This window comes from Massilia sp. R2A-15 (assembly GCF_030704305.1).
Taxonomy (GTDB): domain Bacteria; phylum Pseudomonadota; class Gammaproteobacteria; order Burkholderiales; family Burkholderiaceae_D; genus JAFCUW01.
In genome coordinates, this window is record NZ_CP131935.1 from 2,509,074 (window position 1) to 2,523,170 (window position 14,097).

A 14,097-nucleotide genomic window follows, 5' to 3' on the forward strand; every position below is an offset into this window, starting at 1 on the left:
GGTGGGCCAGCGCGGCAGGCGCCGCCAGGGCGTCATTCTATCCCAAAATTACACAGGGGCCTGGCCGGAACCGACGTTTAGTAATTTCATTAAATGCAATATTTGATTGCGGAATGCAACAAAATCAACTTGCCATTTATACTTCACCAACCTCGACGCGTAAAGCTGCGCCGCAAGATACTTGATCAAGCAAGTATCTCGGTCGCTTCAAAGATTCATTTTAAATACTTGATTTCGCGAATAACTCAAGGTACCATGGACTCACTTCCGATTCGCCGCGAGCCCGCCAATGTCCCAACTGGAACTATCCCGGGAGTCGATCACGACCCTGGTGCACACTTTTTACGACGACGTTCGCGCCGACCCGGTGCTCTCGCCCGTCTTCAACGCCGCGATCGGCGACCACTGGGACACCCATCTGGGGCGCATGGTCGATTTCTGGTGCACGACCATGCTCAAGACCCAGCAGTTCCAGGGCAACGTCTTCGGCAAGCACATGGCGCTGGCCGGCGTCGAGCCCGAGCATTTCCAGCGCTGGCTGCTGCTGTTCGAAGCGACCGCGGCGCGCCTGTTCAGTGCCCCGCTTGCGGACGAATTCATCCTGGTCGCGCGACGAATCGCAGCCAGCCTGCAATACGGCTTTTTCGGCAAGGTCGTCGTCACCAGCGGAGCGCCCCATGCTGACGCTGCCTGAAGACGTGGCGCACTACAAATCGACGCCGGAATTTACCGAAACCACGATCCCGGCCGGCCTGCTGCGCAGCCATTCCACCGCGGCCGGCGTGTGGGGGCGCATCAAGGTGCTCGAGGGGACACTGTTGTACCGCGTGCTCGAGCCGGCGCTGCAAGAATATGTGCTGGCGCCGGACCATCCCGGCATCATCGAACCGCAGGCAAAGCACGAAGTGGCCGCAATCGGGCCGGTGCGCTTTTGCGTCGAGTTCCACCGGAAATGATTCCTGTCGTACCAGCGAAGGCTGGTACCTAGACTGAAAATCCTTCACCCCCAGCGCGCGCTCAGCATGGGTACCAGCCTTCGCTGGTACGACAATCGAGGTATTCGCCGAATCGCGATCGGAAATAAAAAAGCCGGAGCACCTATGCGCATGCGCGCTGGTCTGCTCCGGCTTTTAACTGGCGTCCCCAGGGGGATTCGAACCCCCGTACTCACCGTGAAAGGGTGATGTCCTAGGCCTCTAGACGATGGGGACAGAAATCTGTCCTGGGCGGTATTCTACCACCCTGGCCTTGCTACCACTTACTACTCGAATCCTGGCGTCCCCAGGGGGATTCGAACCCCCGTACTCACCGTGAAAGGGTGATGTCCTAGGCCTCTAGACGATGGGGACCTTGAACTGCTTTACAACAAAACCTTGGTGGAGGTAAGCGGGATCGAACCGCTGACCTCTTGCATGCCATGCAAGCGCTCTCCCAGCTGAGCTATACCCCCCAAATTCGTAGCACAAAAAAAACCCTGACTGGTCAGGGTCGCATCGAACCTCAACACTATTTCTGCACTACTCGAATCCTGGCGTCCCCAGGGGGATTCGAACCCCCGTACTCACCGTGAAAGGGTGATGTCCTAGGCCTCTAGACGATGGGGACCTTGAACTGGCTTTACTACAAACTTCTCTTCAACGTGGTGGAGGTAAGCGGGATCGAACCGCTGACCTCTTGCATGCCATGCAAGCGCTCTCCCAGCTGAGCTATACCCCCGTCCGGTGAAGAAGCAAAATTATAGACTACTCTCTTGCATTCCGCAAATGCCTGACGGGGATAATTTAAAGAAATTAAAGAAATTTTCGAAGGCGCGCCAGAATGATGTCGCGCTCGAACAGCTCGAGCACGGCGTCGATCGCCGGCGTCTGCAGCTGGCCGGTGATCATCAGGCGCAGCGGCATCGCCAGTTGCGGCATCTTGATGGCGTTCGCCGCGATCACTTCCTTGATCATTGCGGCCAGCGCCGGGCGGCGCCACTCGACCGTCTCGCAACGCTCGGCGAACTGCGCCAGCGCCGGCTTGACGGCGTCGGTCAGGTGCTGCGCCAGCAAGGCCGCGTCGGGCTGCGGGTCGCGGTAGAACAGCATCGCCGCGTCGGCCAGCTCGTTGACGGTGTTGGCGCGTTCCTTCATCAGGCCCAGCACCTGCGCCAGCGGCGGGTTGTGGTTGAAGTCTGCGCCATCGGCCAGCATGCGCGGGCGCGCCAGCGAGGCCAGGCGCTCGTCGTCAGCCTGCTTGATGTACTGGTTGTTGAGCCAGTTGAGCTTTTCGGGATTGAACTGCGCCGGCGAAGCGGTCAGGTTGGTCAGGTCGAACCACTTGCAGAACTGCTCCATCGAGAACACTTCGTCGTCGCCGTGGCTCCAGCCCAGGCGCGCCAGGTAGTTCAGCATCGCCTCAGGCAGGTAGCCCTGGGCCGGGTAATCCATCACGCTGACGGCGCCGTGGCGCTTCGACAGCTTCGCGCCGTCGGCGCCGAGGATCATCGGCAGGTGGCCGTACTTCGGTAGCGGCGCACCGATCGCGCGCAGGATGTTGATCTGGCGCGGCGTATTGTTGACGTGGTCGTCCCCGCGCAGCACGTGGGTGATCTGCATGTCCCAGTCATCGACGGCGACGCAGAAGTTGTAGGTCGGCGTGCCATCCTGGCGCGCGATGACCAGGTCGTCGAGTTCCTTGTTACCGATCGTGATGGTGCCCTTGACGACATCGTCCCAGCTCACTTCGCCGTCCAGCGGATTCTTGAAGCGCACCACCGGCTTGCGGTCGAGTGGGACTTGCGGCAGGGTCTTGCCCTCTTCCGGGCGCCAGGTGCCGTCATAGCGCGGCTTCTCGCCGGCCGCGCGCATGCGCTCGCGCATCGCCTCGACTTCTTCCGGCGACGAGTAGCACAGGTAGGCGGTGCCGGCTGCGAGCATCTCGGCGATCACTTCGCGGTAGCGGTCCATGCGCTGCATCTGGTAGAACGGGCCTTCGTCGTGATTCAGGCCCAGCCACTGCATGCCGTCGATAATGGCCTGCACCGCCTCGGGGGTCGAGCGTTCCAGGTCGGTGTCTTCGATGCGCAGGATGAAGGTACCGCCGAAGTGGCGGGCATACGCCCACGAATACAGCGCGGTGCGCGCGCCGCCAAGGTGGAGATAGCCGGTCGGGCTGGGAGCAAAACGGGTGCGGACAACAGTCATGGCGATAGAAGCTTGTAGGTAAAGATAGTTATTTTACAGGCTTCGGCCAGTGATTCTGGCGCTGTCACCGCTTTTCATCATGTCGATGACGCGGCAGTCGCCGCACATGCGGATGCGATCGAGGTTGCCCGCGAAGGCCGGATGCGTGCCCAGCTTGCCCAGCATGTTCTCGATCATCTGCAGGGTGCCGAAAGGCTTGGAACAGCGAATGCAGCAGAAGGGCGTGGACTCGTGTTTGACCACCGGCTTGTTCCAATCCTCCGCGAACGAGATGCGCGGCTCGAGCGTGATGGCGTTCTCCGGGCAGGTGGTCTCGCACAGCCCGCACTGGACGCAGTTTTTCTCGACGAAGCGCAGCTGCGGCACCGTGGTGCTGTCCATCAACGCCGATGACGGGCAGGCGCCCACGCAGGCCATGCACAGGCTGCAGGCCGCGGTGTCCACCCTGACATTGCCGAACGGGGCGCCGGCCGGCAGCACTATCGCTTCCGGCTTCACGGGCGCGTGCTTGGCCAGATGCGACAAGGCCAGGTCGAGCGTGTTGCGCTTGTCGGCCATGACGTGGAAGGCGGCTGCCTCGGCGACCACCTGGTTCGATGGCGGCGACGCCAGCGCGGCGCCCAGTTGGCTTGCGTCGCGCGCCTGCACCAGCCGGCAATGGCCGCCCTCATATCCCAGGCCGTCGAGGACGGTGTTCGCGATCTCCATCTGCGCGGCGACAGCGGTGCGGTACTGCGGCGCTTCCTCGTCCGTCATCAGCACCGTGATCGCGCCGGCGCCGTAGCTGACCGCGGCCAGCCAGACGTCGATGCCGACCGACGCGGCGTGATGCAGTTCGACCGGCAGCACCCAGGCAGGCACGCCCGCTTCTTCCAGCGAGGCGATCAGCGCCCTGCCATGTTCGCCGCTGTGGAAAAGCAGCTCGGGCGCACCGCCGCCGGCTTCGCGATAGGCGCCGACCAGCGTGCGCAGGCGCTCGCCCGTGTACGCCGCGCTTGGGTATGCGTAGGTGAGCGCGCCGGTCGGGCACACGGTGGTGCAGGCGCCGCAGCCGGCGCACAGGTTCGGGTCGACGCGGATCTTGTCGCCGGCGCCGGAGATGGCTTCGGCGGAGCAGATCTCGATGCAGGCGTTGCAGCCGATTAGCTTGTTGCGGCTATGCGCGCAGAGCCGCTCCTTGTAGACGAAGTACTTGGGCTTTTCGAACTCGCCGATCATCTCCGCCAGTTCCCGCACGGCGGCGGCACGAGAGGCGATGTCGGGCGCCGGCGCGAAGTAGCCGGCCGGCGGCTCGTGCCGGGCGATCAGGGGCACGGGCGAGAGGTCCAGCACGAGGTCGAACCTGCCCTGCCCTCCGTCCCATGACGCCTCGAAGGCGCCCAGCCAGCCTTTGATGGCGATGTTGCGCACGCGCTCGGTGTGGAGCACGGTCAGCTCGAGCGCGGCCAGGCCTTCGGACCATATCGCCACGTCGGCGGCGCTGCCGACGATCAGGGTCTTGCCGGCGGAGCGGTAGGCAACCGACGGCACCGGGTCGGGGCCGGGCAGCGCGGACGCGGCTTCCAGTGCCGCGATCTTCGCGCGTTCTTTGCTGATTGGATCGGGTGAATTCATTCTTGTTCCTGGGCGGGTGGAGCTGGTGTGGGTGCGTCGTCTTCGAGCACATCCTCGACGACCTTCGCGAAGATGTTGCGCGCGTGCGCCAGCGAGGCGAGCATCGCGGGGCTGACGGGGTCGGGCACGTTGTAGTCGGACATGTAGATGTCCAGGCCGTCGATCACGTTGAAGTGCGGGTCGGCGAACAGCTTTTTCATGGCGAGGCGGCGCACGGAAGCGTCGACGCCGCGGGCGACGAAGGCGGAGTAGTCGGATTCGGCGGTCAGGCTGGCCGCGTCGGCAAGCGTTGGAAGCGGCGGCGGTTCGACCGGCGCGGTCAAAGGCGGGGTCAGGTCCGGCGGACCTGACCCCATTTGTTCTTGCGGCCCTTCCAAAGATGGGGTCAGGTCCGCGGGACCAGACCCCGGCTCCGTTTCAGGGTGCGACTTCAGCCTCGACCAGCGCTGCAAAAATCCTTCGTTCGGCATCGCCCGCTCCTAGCTGCGCGCGCGCTTGCCGTGGCGCGCTTCGCCTCCCGGCTGGCGCGGCGTGTAGTGCACCCGCAGGTAGTCGGCCAGCCAGCTGTGTACCTCGATCGGCATCAGCACGCCGTCGGCCGCTTCGCCGCAGTCGAACATGCGCGTGCCTTCGGCGTAGCTGACCGAGGCGCGCACCGGCATCGCGCGGCCATCCTGCATGCGCCACGCGACAAACACCTTCGACTCCGGCGCGATCCAGTTTTCGAAATAGCCTTCGTTTTCATCCGGGAACAGCTGCAGCTCAAGGCCGGACACCAGGTAGGACCCGTTCCCGATCGGCTGCGTCGCCGGCAGGCCGCCGTGGTCGGCCAGCACGGCGACCGCCGCCCAGGCCTCGTCGGCCCAGCGGTGATTCAATTCGCGCCGCTGCATGATGACAGCGATGCGCATGCTCGACACTGGCGTCATCTGGTCTTCACCGACGACGCCGGCGGCGATGGAGCGGGCTTGACGTCCTTGCTCGGCGCCGCCGTGCCGGCCTTCTCGCTGGTGACCGGCGCCGCCGCACCCGTCGCGGTCAGCTTGCCATCGGGCTGGCCGGAAGGCGCCGACTGGTTGGCCGATGCCGTTACGGCCGCCACCGGCGCCGGCAACGGCGTGGGCGGATTGACCTTCAGGCCCTTGCCGGGCGCCTTGGCGCGCCAGGAGGCGGTGAGCGCATCCATCTTGGCCAGCAGCGCTTCCTTGTCCTTGGCCGCCTGCGCGTCGGCCGCGGCCTTCTTGGCGGCCTGCGCCTCGGCTTCGGCCGCAGTCGGCTTCGGCAAGGTGGCAAAGGCGCTGCCGGCCAGCGCCAGCATCAGGATGGCAATCGATATCTTCCGCATGCTCCCTCCTCTATTGTCCGCTCGGGGTTTGCTTGGCCGCCGGCGGCGCGGTATTGCCGGACGGGCCGTGGCCCGATTCCTGCACCGCGCCGGCCGTCGCCGTGCCGCCGGTGTTTCCCTCGGCGCCGCCCGCGTGGTACGGGGTGCCGCCGGCGTAGCTGCCGTCGGTCTTCGGCTTCTTGTTGCGCTCCATGACTTCGCCACTGGTGCCGCCCCCTGCCGTCACCATGCCGGGAAAGTTCGTCTTGCGCATGCCGGCGTCGGCCACGCGGTCGCTGCGCGAGCAGCCGGCGGCCAGCAGCGCGGCCAGCCCGATCATCAACACGGTTTTCATATGCGCCCCCTCGGATTTGGCGCTGGCGCGGTCGGCGGCGTTTGCTGCACCACTTCCTCGTACCAGATTTCGTGATGGGCCCTGGCCCAGTTGGCGTCGACCGTCCCGTGGCGCATCGCCTCGTAGGCGCCCGGCGTGCCTATCGTGCCCAGATAGATGTGGCCCATCGATCCGAAGATGTACAGGGTCGCGCCGGCGATGTGCAGGTAGTCGGCGATCTGCAGCTGGTAACGGGTCGGGTGGAAGTTGACGAAATCGAGCACCAGGCCGGTGGCCGACATCAGCAGGCCAAGCAGCACGACGGCGCCCCAGAACCAGATTTTTTCGCCCGCGTTGAAATAGCCCGCCGGGACGTGCTTGTGCGAGATGATCCCGCCCAGGTGCTTGATCCAGTTCCAGTCCCAGCGGCGCCAGATATTATCGCGCACGAAAGTGAAGAACATGATCACCGAGCAGACGATGAACAGCGGCCCGACGAAGTTGTGGATCCATTTCGACAGCGCCGCCAGCCAGGCGTAGGCGTCATGGCCCATCCAGGGCATGAACAGGTATTTGCCGAAGAAGAGCAGCAGCCCGGTGATCGCCAGCGCGGAAAAGCTGATCGCCGTGGACCAGTGCACCCAGCGCTGCCAACGCGTGAAGCGCTCGATGCGCACGCCGGAGTCCTGGCGCGAACGGTCCGGGCCGACGACGAAGTAGAAGCCGAAGATCAGCAAGGGAGTGACCAGCAGCAGCCAGCCGCTGGCCGTGGCGACCGGGCCGTTGCGCAGCAGGCGCCAGGTATTGCCGCCGCGCTGGACCAGCACCGTACCTTCGGTCTCGCCGTACGGGCCGAGGTAGTGGCGGTCCATGTGCAGCTTGCCCGACGCCGGCGACGTGAAGCCCTGGTCGATCGTGCGCTGCTCCGTTTGCATGATGGTCTGCTCTTCGGCGTAGGCCGGCTTGGCATTCTTGTTCGGCACTTCTGCCAGCGCCGGCGCCGCCATCAGGAGGACGCAGGCCAGCGCGAAGATCCGCCGCAGTGAGATGAATGAACGCATCGCGAATCCTTTCAGGGTTTGACCCGGTTGTATTCGTTCTGGGTTTTGGTGCGCTCGGCCAGGGCGGTGGTCTGCGCGGCCTTGTCCTTGCGGAAGGTGGTGTCCTCGGACTTGTTGTCCACCTTGCCGGCGTAGGCGCCGTTGGCGTAGGCCGGATGCTGCTCGACTTCCAGGCAGCCCGCGAGCGATACCGCCAGCGCGGCCGCGAGTGTCAGGTTCATCGCTTTCATGCGCCCTCCTTCTTGCCGCCGTTCTGGGTTTCGTTCAACTGGTTCACGCGCGGGCCGTCGGCCGGCGCCTGGCCGGGCGCGGGCTTGCGCTTCGAGCGGTCGTAGGCGATCTCCCAGCCCCACAGTTCGGCGCCGTAGCCGCGCGTTTCGACGCGCTGCTTGTAGATGTCGGCGATGACGTTGGCGTCGCCCGCCAGCAGCGACTTGGTGCTGCACTGCTCCGCGCACGCCGGCAGCTTGCCTTCGGAGATGCGGTTGCGGCCGTATTTCTTGAATTCGGCCTCGGACTGGTCCGGCTCCGGGCCGCCGGCGCAGAAGGTGCACTTGTCCATCTTGCCGCGGTGGTTGAACAGGCCCGTCTCCGGGAACTGCGGCGCGCCGAACGGGCAGGCGTACGAGCAGTAGCCGCAGCCGATGCACTGGTCCTTGTTGTGCAGGACGATGCCATCCTCGGTGTGATAGATGCAGTTGACCGGGCACACCGCCAGGCAGGGCGCGTCGGTGCAGTGCATGCACGCGACCGAGATCGAGTGTTCGCCGGGGTGGCCGTCGTCGATGGTGACGACGCGGCGCCGGTTCACGCCCCAGGGCGTCTCGTTCTCGCTCTTGCAAGCGGTCACGCAGCCGTTGCAGTCGATGCAGCGCTCGACGTCGCATATGAATTTCATCCGTGCTTGCATGTCACTCCTCTCAGACGCGCGCCAGGCGGCACAGCGATACTTTGGTTTCCTGCATCATCGTCACGGCGTCGTAGCCGTAGGTCCAGCCGGTGTTGACGGCCTCGCCGCGCACGATAGGCGCAGCGCCTTCCGGATAGTTGTGCAGCAGATCCTCGCCCATCCACCAGCCGCCGAAGTGGAACGGCATCCACACCAGGCCTGGCGGCACCCGCGGCGTGACCAGCGCCTTGACCTTCAGGCGCGCGCCGGTCGGCGTTTCGACGTGGATGAAATGGTTCGTCACCGCGCCGAATTTCTCCGCGTCCGCCGGATTGATCTCGATGAACATCTCCTGCTGCAGTTCGGCGAGCCACGGATTCGAGCGCGTCTCGTCGCCGCCGCCCTCGTACTCGACCAGGCGGCCGGACGTCATGATCAGCGGGTAGTCCTTCGAGAAGTCGACCGCCTGGACCGACTTGTAGAGGGTCGGCACGCGCCAGAAATTGGCCTTGTCGTCGTAGGTCGGATACTTGGCGACCAGGTCGCGGCGCGGCGACATCAGCGGCTCGCGGTGCACCGGCACCGGATCGGGGAAGTTCCACACGTTGGCGCGCGCACGGGCGTTCCCGTACGGCGCGCAGCCGTGGCTCATGACGACGCGGATGATCCCGCCCGACAGGTCGGTCTTCCAGTTCTTGCCTTCTGCCTGGGCCTTTTCGGCGTCGGTCAGCTCCGACCACCAGCCCAGCTTTTTCAGGAACACGTGGTCGAATTCGGGATAGCCGGTATCGAGTTCGCTGTCCTTGGTGGTGGAACCGTCGGCCGCCAGCAGCGACTCGCCGTTGCGGTCCACGCCCCAGTTGGCGCGGAACGGCATGCCGCCTTCCATCACGGGCTTGTTGATGTTGTAGAGGATCGGCGTGCCGGGATGCTTCATCTCCGGCGTGCCCCAGCACGGCCACGGCAGGCCGTAGTAGTCGCCCTTGCACGGACCGTCCGTCGCCAGCAGCGTGGTCGGATCGAAGGTGTGCTTGTTGGCCGCGTGGAGTTTCAGGCGCTCCGGCGAGCAGCCGGTGTAGCCGATGGTCCAGCAGGTGCGGTTAATCTCGCGCAGGATGTCCTCGATCACCGGCTCGTTGTTGACCACCTTGATGTTCTTGCACAGCTGCTCGGCGAAACCGAACTTCTTGGCGAACAGGTACATGATCTCGTGGTCGGTCTTGCACTCGAACAGAGGCTGGATCACGCGCTCGCGCCACTGGATGCTGCGGTTCGACGCGGTCACCGAGCCCTGTGTCTCGAACTGGGTCGTGGCGGGCAGCAGGTAGACGCCGTCGGTGCGGCCGTGCATCGCCGCCGTCATGGTCGGATACGGGTCGATCACCACCAGCAGATCGAGCGCCTGCATCGCCGCCTTCATGTCCGGCAGGCGGGTCTGGCTGTTGGGCGCATGACCCCAGTACAGCACCGCTTTCAGGTTGGTCGGCTGATCGACGTACTGGTTCTTTTCCAGCACGCCGTCGAACCAGCGCGACACCGCCATGCCTGGCTTTTCCATCAGCTCCTTGGAGCCGTAGCGCCCTTTCATCCAGTCGTAATCGACGCCCCAGGCGGTGCAGAAGTACTTCCATGCGCCTTCGGCCAGGCCGTAGTAGCCGGGCAGCGAATCGGGATTCGGGCCGACGTCGGTGGCGCCCTGCACGTTGTCGTGACCGCGGTAGATGTTGGTGCCGCCGCCCTCCACGCCGATGTTCCCCAGCGCCAGCTGCAGGATGCACAGCGCGCGCACGTTGGCGGTGCCGACGTGGTGCTGGGTGATGCCCATGCACCAGACCACCGACGACGGCCGGTTCAGCGCCAGCGTCTGGGCCATCTGGCGCACGGCCGCTTCGGGCACGCCGGTAACGTCCGCGACTTTTTCCGGCGTCCACTTGGCCACTTCCTTGCGCACTTCCTCCATGCCGTAGGTGCGCTGCTCGATGAAGCTCTTGTCCTCCCAGCCGTTCTGGAAGATGTGCCACAGCAGGCCCCACACCAGGGGGATGTCGGTGCCGGGGCGCACGCGCACGTACTGGTGGGCGAAGCGCGCGGTGCGGGTGAAGCGCGGGTCCACGACGATGATCTTGGCGCCGATCTCCTTGGCGTGGAGCGCGTGCAGCATCGATATCGGATGCGCCTCGGCCGCGTTCGAGCCGATGAACATGATCGCTTTGCTGTGATGCAGATCGTTGAACGAGTTGGTCATCGCGCCGTAGCCGAAGGTCTGGGCCACGCCGGCGACCGTGGTGGAATGGCAGATGCGCGCCTGGTGGTCGCAGTTGTTGGTGCCGTACATCGAGGCGAACTTGCGCATCAGGTAGGACTGCTCGTTATTGTGCTTGCTCCCGCCGATCATCATCATCGAATCGGGGCCGGCCTTGGCGCGCAGGTCGAGCAGCTTGTCGCCGATCTCGTTGATCGCCTGGTCCCACGAGATGCGCTGGTACTTGCCGGCGACGAGCTTCATCGGATAGCGCAGGCGGTGCTCGCCGTGGCCGTGCTCGCGCACCGACGCGCCCTTGGCGCAGTGGGCGCCCATGTTGAACGGCGAGTCGAAGGCTGGCTCCTGGCGGATCCACACGCCGTTCTGCACCACCGCCTCGACCGAACAGCCCACCGAGCAGTGGGTGCAGACGGTGTGCTTGACCACCGGCGCGGCGGCTGCGGCGGCCGCTGCCTGCTCGGCCTGGGCGGTGTCGATCACGTTGAACGGCAGGTTGCGCGCCAGGCCGGCGGCGCCCGCGGTCAGGCCGGCGCGCACCAGGAAGGAGCGACGCTTGATGGTCGCATTCGCGGCGCGGGCCAGGCCTTGCTGCAGGGCGGACCTGGCGCCGTTCGCGCTGGCGCCGGAGGTTTTTTTAACGACGGTCATCGATACGCTCCTGTTCTACCAGTATTTCGCGGTGCGATAGTAATGGCGGATGTGCTCTGTCTCGTGGTAGCCGACGGGTTTCGCGTCAGGCGCCGGCGCGACTGCCACCGGCGTTGCGGCTGGCGCATCGCTCGCCACGGCGGCCAGCGCGCCGAGCGCCCCTGCCCCGCCGGCGGCACGCAAGAATCCGCGCCGTTTCTTGTCGACTGTTTTGCTATCGTCCATGGTGCTGTCCCTAGGGTGGGTTGAATCAGTCGGCCGCATCGTCCTCGGCCACGTCGAATGCCTGTTGCTCGATCTCGAAAAACGCCGCGGCCAGGTCGGCCACGCGTGCGTAGAATTGGGCGCCTTCGGCCTGGCGCAAGTGGGCGAGGCATTTGCCGTGCCACGTTGCGAGGTGGGCGTCGAAGAACTGTTTTTGCGCGCTGACGCTGTGGCGGTCGACGATCAGGCGGCGCATGGTTTCGCACAGCACGCCCAGGTGGTCTTCGGTTTCCACTGCGCCGCCGCGGCGGGCCAGGCCCAGCTTCGCGAGGTCGGCGCGCAAGGCGGCCAGCGGTTTCTCGTGCAGGAAGCCGGCCAGGTAGAGGGAGCCGTAGGGATTGACGCGGGGGACGCCGGTGCTGATGAACAGGTCGTTGTACTCGTCGCGCACCAGTTCGAACGGCAGCAGGCGCGCGGTCAGCGAAAGCTGGTCCCAGGCGCGGTCGAGGGGCTGTTCGGTGTCGGTGGAAACGATGGCGTCGGCGCCGGCGAGGCTGTCGAGCAGCGCGTCGTCGGGCGGGGCCAGCAGCAGGCGGGCGATCAGGCCGTAGATGTCGGCCCGCGCCTGCTCTTCCTGCGCCACGGGCATGCGCATTGCATGGCTACCCGCGGGATCAATTACTGTCTCCGAGACGGAGGAATGCATTAGGCTATCCTCTCTTGATTGATGCCAATAAGTCTATTCCGCCATTGTGCAACTGTCTACGAAAATGCGCGCAGAAAATTCAATCGTGCGCGGGTAAATACGCCAGGAAACGCTATCGGGCGCCGAGATATACTTGAGTAGTCAAGCATATGCAACCTCGGGGTTGTGCTGTGGATATTCGCCGCCATCGCGGGCGATCATGCTAAATTGATATTCGTGATCGAAATCACACCACCCACCCAAGAATTCGCCAACAGGAGAACTTCGATGTCCCGAACGATTACCGTCAGCTTGCCAGTGTCCGACCTGAACGCGTCAAAGGCTTTTTATGTTGCGCTGGGCTTCGAGAATAATCCGCAGTTCACGGACGGCACCGCGGCGCTCATGAAATGGAGCGAGTCGATCAGCGTGATGCTCCTGACCCACGCAAGGTGGAGCACATTTACGACCCGCCCGATTCCGCCGTCGACGTCGAGCGAGGTCGCGCTCAACGTCTCATGCGATTCACGCGAGCAGGTCGATGCAATGAACAAGGCGGCGGCCGAACATGGCGGCACGGCCGACATCAATCCCGTCGAGGAACATGGGACCATGTACGGCCGCGACTTCGCCGACCCCGACGGTCACATCTGGGGAGCTATGTGGATGGATATGTCCGCGATGCCCTCCGGTTCATAAAGGAATCGCATCGCGGATCAAATTTCGTTGAGGCCGACGCCGCGTTGCGATCAGCCGCGGCGCGCCGCCTCGATCTTGGCCACGTCGATTTTCCGCATCTCCATCATTGCCTCGAACACGCGCTTGGCCACCGTGCGATCGGGATCGTTGAAGCCGTCAGTCAGAACGCGCGGCGTGATCTGCCACGAGATGCCCCACTTGTCCTGGCACCAGCCACACGCGTTTTCCTGGCCGCCGTTGCCGATGATCGCATCCCACAAGCGGTCGGTTTCCGCCTGGTCGTCGGTCGCAATCTGGAACGAGAATGCCTGGCTGTGCTCGATCCCTGGGCCGCCGTTCAGGCCGATGCAGGGGATGCCGGCCACAGTGAAGTCCACCACCAGCACATCGCCCTCTTTACCGGATGGGAAGTCGGCGGGCGCGCGATGGATGGCTCCCACCGAGCTGTCCGGGAAGGTCTTCGCGTAGAACTGCGCGGCTTCTTCCGCGGCACCGTTGAACCAAAGGCAAATCGTGTTTTTGCTGACCATTTTTGTTCTCCGATTGATGACAAAAACATAGCTTAAACCATAAAATGGCTGGCCTAATTCAAACTCATTGCAGGCGCAAGATTCGTCGTGTTCCTTCGAGGTGATCCATGTGCAGAATCGCGCTGGCATTCGCGGCCACTTCGTCACTCGCCACATGTGCGGTTGCCCTGATTCCGGCTACACCCGCCTGTGCAGAAATTCTGGTGCCGGCCGCCGCACATTCGCCGGCGCTGCCCAGCAAGGAGGATATAGTGTCGCATCCCGCAAGCACACCGAACCACCCATCGCCGCCCCATGTCTTGCCGATCGAGCACGGCGGAGTTCGTTATGAGCAGGACACGGCGCGGCAGACCCGGCCAGACGCCGAGCGTGGCGGCTGGCTCGTGGCCAAGGATGCCGCAAATGGAAAGCAACTGTGGAGAGTGCAGCTCTACACCAATCCTTATGATGCGGGATCACCTGTCGGCAGCCCGCCGCGCTGGTTTCAACGGATGCATCTTACGGCGGATCGCGCTGCTATCGAAATCGAAGACGACATCGGCACAATATTCCTGGTGGATCTCGCCACCCGTGCCGTCACCTTACGGAAAAGCCCCTCATTGAGTCCGAGTCCGCGCGCCGGCGACAGGCGACCACAATTTGACTGACTCCGATTTTCACC

17 protein-coding genes and 5 tRNA genes are annotated in these 14,097 nt (G+C 64.3%); 4 read left to right on the top strand and 18 right to left on the bottom strand.

Annotated elements, in window-relative coordinates; genetic code table 11:
• Positions 1-289: 289 nt before the first annotated feature.
• Both Q4S45_RS11480 and Q4S45_RS11485 read left to right on the top strand, forming a co-directional pair.
• On the top strand, positions 290-694 hold the full coding sequence (locus tag Q4S45_RS11480) for a group III truncated hemoglobin (RefSeq protein ID WP_305512009.1): 405 nt from the start codon (positions 290-292) through the stop codon (positions 692-694).
• Positions 678-956, top strand: a complete 279-nt coding sequence (locus tag Q4S45_RS11485) for a DUF1971 domain-containing protein (RefSeq protein ID WP_305512010.1) — start codon at positions 678-680, stop codon at positions 954-956. The genes Q4S45_RS11480 and Q4S45_RS11485 overlap by 17 nt, the downstream gene beginning before the upstream one ends.
• A gap of 179 nt (positions 957-1,135) precedes the next feature.
• Here Q4S45_RS11485 and Q4S45_RS11490 read toward each other — a convergent pair.
• The 17 genes from Q4S45_RS11490 to Q4S45_RS11570 form a co-directional block, all read right to left on the bottom strand.
• Positions 1,136-1,211: transfer RNA gene (locus tag Q4S45_RS11490), tRNA-Glu, on the bottom strand.
• A gap of 62 nt (positions 1,212-1,273) precedes the next feature.
• A tRNA-Glu gene (locus tag Q4S45_RS11495) sits at positions 1,274-1,349 on the bottom strand.
• A 25-nt stretch (positions 1,350-1,374) separates the two neighbouring features.
• Positions 1,375-1,450, bottom strand: a tRNA-Ala gene (locus tag Q4S45_RS11500).
• A gap of 79 nt (positions 1,451-1,529) precedes the next feature.
• A tRNA-Glu gene (locus Q4S45_RS11505) sits at positions 1,530-1,605 on the bottom strand.
• Between the two features lie 35 nt (positions 1,606-1,640).
• Positions 1,641-1,716, bottom strand: a tRNA-Ala gene (locus Q4S45_RS11510).
• Between the two features lie 74 nt (positions 1,717-1,790).
• Positions 1,791-3,185, bottom strand: a complete 1,395-nt coding sequence (gltX, locus tag Q4S45_RS11515) for a glutamate--tRNA ligase (protein WP_305512011.1) — start codon at positions 3,183-3,185, stop codon at positions 1,791-1,793.
• A gap of 33 nt (positions 3,186-3,218) precedes the next feature.
• Positions 3,219-4,799 (bottom strand): 4Fe-4S binding protein, encoded by a 1,581-nt coding sequence (locus Q4S45_RS11520; protein WP_305512012.1) that lies wholly within the window; start codon positions 4,797-4,799, stop codon positions 3,219-3,221.
• Positions 4,796-5,269 carry a DUF3306 domain-containing protein gene (locus tag Q4S45_RS11525; RefSeq protein ID WP_308633177.1) on the bottom strand — a complete coding sequence of 158 codons (474 nt, stop codon included), beginning with the start codon at positions 5,267-5,269 and terminating at the stop codon, positions 4,796-4,798. The genes Q4S45_RS11520 and Q4S45_RS11525 overlap by 4 nt, the downstream gene beginning before the upstream one ends.
• A 9-nt stretch (positions 5,270-5,278) precedes the next feature.
• Entirely contained in the window at positions 5,279-5,728 is a 450-nt protein-coding gene (locus Q4S45_RS11530) for a DUF3305 domain-containing protein (RefSeq protein WP_305504255.1), read from the bottom strand.
• Complete coding sequence (locus Q4S45_RS11535; RefSeq protein ID WP_305504257.1) at positions 5,725-6,144, bottom strand: hypothetical protein; 420 nt, start codon at positions 6,142-6,144, stop codon at positions 5,725-5,727. The genes Q4S45_RS11530 and Q4S45_RS11535 overlap by 4 nt, the downstream gene beginning before the upstream one ends.
• 10 nt (positions 6,145-6,154) lie before the next feature.
• Positions 6,155-6,478: a hypothetical protein gene (locus tag Q4S45_RS11540; RefSeq protein ID WP_305504259.1), complete on the bottom strand. Its 324-nt coding sequence runs from the start codon at positions 6,476-6,478 to the stop codon at positions 6,155-6,157.
• Positions 6,475-7,518, bottom strand: a complete 1,044-nt coding sequence (locus Q4S45_RS11545) for a formate dehydrogenase subunit gamma (RefSeq protein WP_305504261.1) — start codon at positions 7,516-7,518, stop codon at positions 6,475-6,477. Before Q4S45_RS11545 ends, Q4S45_RS11540 begins: the two co-directional genes overlap by 4 nt.
• An 11-nt stretch (positions 7,519-7,529) precedes the next feature.
• A complete protein-coding gene (locus Q4S45_RS11550; RefSeq protein WP_305504262.1) occupies positions 7,530-7,748 on the bottom strand; it encodes a hypothetical protein in 219 nt (72 codons plus the stop codon).
• On the bottom strand, positions 7,745-8,416 hold the full coding sequence (gene fdh3B, locus Q4S45_RS11555; protein WP_305504264.1) for a formate dehydrogenase FDH3 subunit beta: 672 nt from the start codon (positions 8,414-8,416) through the stop codon (positions 7,745-7,747). The genes Q4S45_RS11550 and fdh3B overlap by 4 nt, the downstream gene beginning before the upstream one ends.
• 22 nt (positions 8,417-8,438) lie before the next feature.
• Entirely contained in the window at positions 8,439-11,318 is a 2,880-nt protein-coding gene (locus tag Q4S45_RS11560) for a molybdopterin-dependent oxidoreductase (protein ID WP_305504265.1), read from the bottom strand.
• 15 nt (positions 11,319-11,333) lie between these two features.
• Positions 11,334-11,543 (bottom strand): formate dehydrogenase, encoded by a 210-nt coding sequence (locus Q4S45_RS11565; RefSeq protein WP_305504267.1) that lies wholly within the window; start codon positions 11,541-11,543, stop codon positions 11,334-11,336.
• Between the two features lie 25 nt (positions 11,544-11,568).
• Positions 11,569-12,177, bottom strand: a complete 609-nt coding sequence (locus tag Q4S45_RS11570) for a molecular chaperone (RefSeq protein WP_305504269.1) — start codon at positions 12,175-12,177, stop codon at positions 11,569-11,571.
• Between the two features lie 318 nt (positions 12,178-12,495).
• Between Q4S45_RS11570 and Q4S45_RS11575 the strand changes: the two genes are divergently transcribed.
• Positions 12,496-12,906 carry a VOC family protein gene (locus tag Q4S45_RS11575; protein WP_305504271.1) on the top strand — a complete coding sequence of 137 codons (411 nt, stop codon included), beginning with the start codon at positions 12,496-12,498 and terminating at the stop codon, positions 12,904-12,906.
• A 50-nt stretch (positions 12,907-12,956) separates the two neighbouring features.
• On the opposite strand, the gene Q4S45_RS11580 is transcribed toward Q4S45_RS11575, so the two are convergent.
• Positions 12,957-13,436, bottom strand: a complete 480-nt coding sequence (locus Q4S45_RS11580; protein ID WP_305504273.1) for a VOC family protein — start codon at positions 13,434-13,436, stop codon at positions 12,957-12,959.
• A 107-nt stretch (positions 13,437-13,543) separates the two neighbouring features.
• Here Q4S45_RS11580 and Q4S45_RS11585 point away from each other — a divergent pair, with 107 nt between their 5' ends.
• The gene (locus Q4S45_RS11585) at positions 13,544-14,083 is read left to right on the top strand and encodes a hypothetical protein (protein ID WP_305504275.1); all 540 of its coding nucleotides are present in this window, start codon (positions 13,544-13,546) and stop codon (positions 14,081-14,083) included.
• The last annotated feature ends 14 nt before the right edge of the window (positions 14,084-14,097 follow it).

Bases quoted from the DNA above. Each gene is read 5' to 3' on its own strand.
- Q4S45_RS11580 (WP_305504273.1), bottom strand. From the start codon at position 13,436: ATGGTCAGCAAAAACACGATTTGCCTTTGGTTCAACGGTGCCGCGGAA.
- Q4S45_RS11520 (WP_305512012.1), bottom strand. From the start codon at position 4,799: ATGAATTCACCCGATCCAATCAGCAAAGAACGCGCGAAGATCGCGGCA.
- Q4S45_RS11535 (WP_305504257.1), bottom strand. From the start codon at position 6,144: ATGCGGAAGATATCGATTGCCATCCTGATGCTGGCGCTGGCCGGCAGC.
- Q4S45_RS11540 (WP_305504259.1), bottom strand. From the start codon at position 6,478: ATGAAAACCGTGTTGATGATCGGGCTGGCCGCGCTGCTGGCCGCCGGC.
- Q4S45_RS11545 (WP_305504261.1), bottom strand. From the start codon at position 7,518: ATGCGTTCATTCATCTCACTGCGGCGGATCTTCGCGCTGGCCTGCGTC.
- gltX (WP_305512011.1), bottom strand. From the start codon at position 3,185: ATGACTGTTGTCCGCACCCGTTTTGCTCCCAGCCCGACCGGCTATCTC.
- Q4S45_RS11530 (WP_305504255.1), bottom strand. From the start codon at position 5,728: ATGACGCCAGTGTCGAGCATGCGCATCGCTGTCATCATGCAGCGGCGC.
- Q4S45_RS11485 (WP_305512010.1), top strand. From the start codon at position 678: ATGCTGACGCTGCCTGAAGACGTGGCGCACTACAAATCGACGCCGGAA.
- Q4S45_RS11550 (WP_305504262.1), bottom strand. From the start codon at position 7,748: ATGAAAGCGATGAACCTGACACTCGCGGCCGCGCTGGCGGTATCGCTC.
- Q4S45_RS11575 (WP_305504271.1), top strand. From the start codon at position 12,496: ATGTCCCGAACGATTACCGTCAGCTTGCCAGTGTCCGACCTGAACGCG.
- Q4S45_RS11560 (WP_305504265.1), bottom strand. From the start codon at position 11,318: ATGACCGTCGTTAAAAAAACCTCCGGCGCCAGCGCGAACGGCGCCAGG.
- Q4S45_RS11585 (WP_305504275.1), top strand. From the start codon at position 13,544: ATGTGCAGAATCGCGCTGGCATTCGCGGCCACTTCGTCACTCGCCACA.
- Q4S45_RS11570 (WP_305504269.1), bottom strand. From the start codon at position 12,177: ATGCGCATGCCCGTGGCGCAGGAAGAGCAGGCGCGGGCCGACATCTAC.
- Q4S45_RS11565 (WP_305504267.1), bottom strand. From the start codon at position 11,543: ATGGACGATAGCAAAACAGTCGACAAGAAACGGCGCGGATTCTTGCGT.
- Q4S45_RS11525 (WP_308633177.1), bottom strand. From the start codon at position 5,269: ATGCCGAACGAAGGATTTTTGCAGCGCTGGTCGAGGCTGAAGTCGCAC.
- Q4S45_RS11480 (WP_305512009.1), top strand. From the start codon at position 290: ATGTCCCAACTGGAACTATCCCGGGAGTCGATCACGACCCTGGTGCAC.
- fdh3B (WP_305504264.1), bottom strand. From the start codon at position 8,416: ATGAAATTCATATGCGACGTCGAGCGCTGCATCGACTGCAACGGCTGC.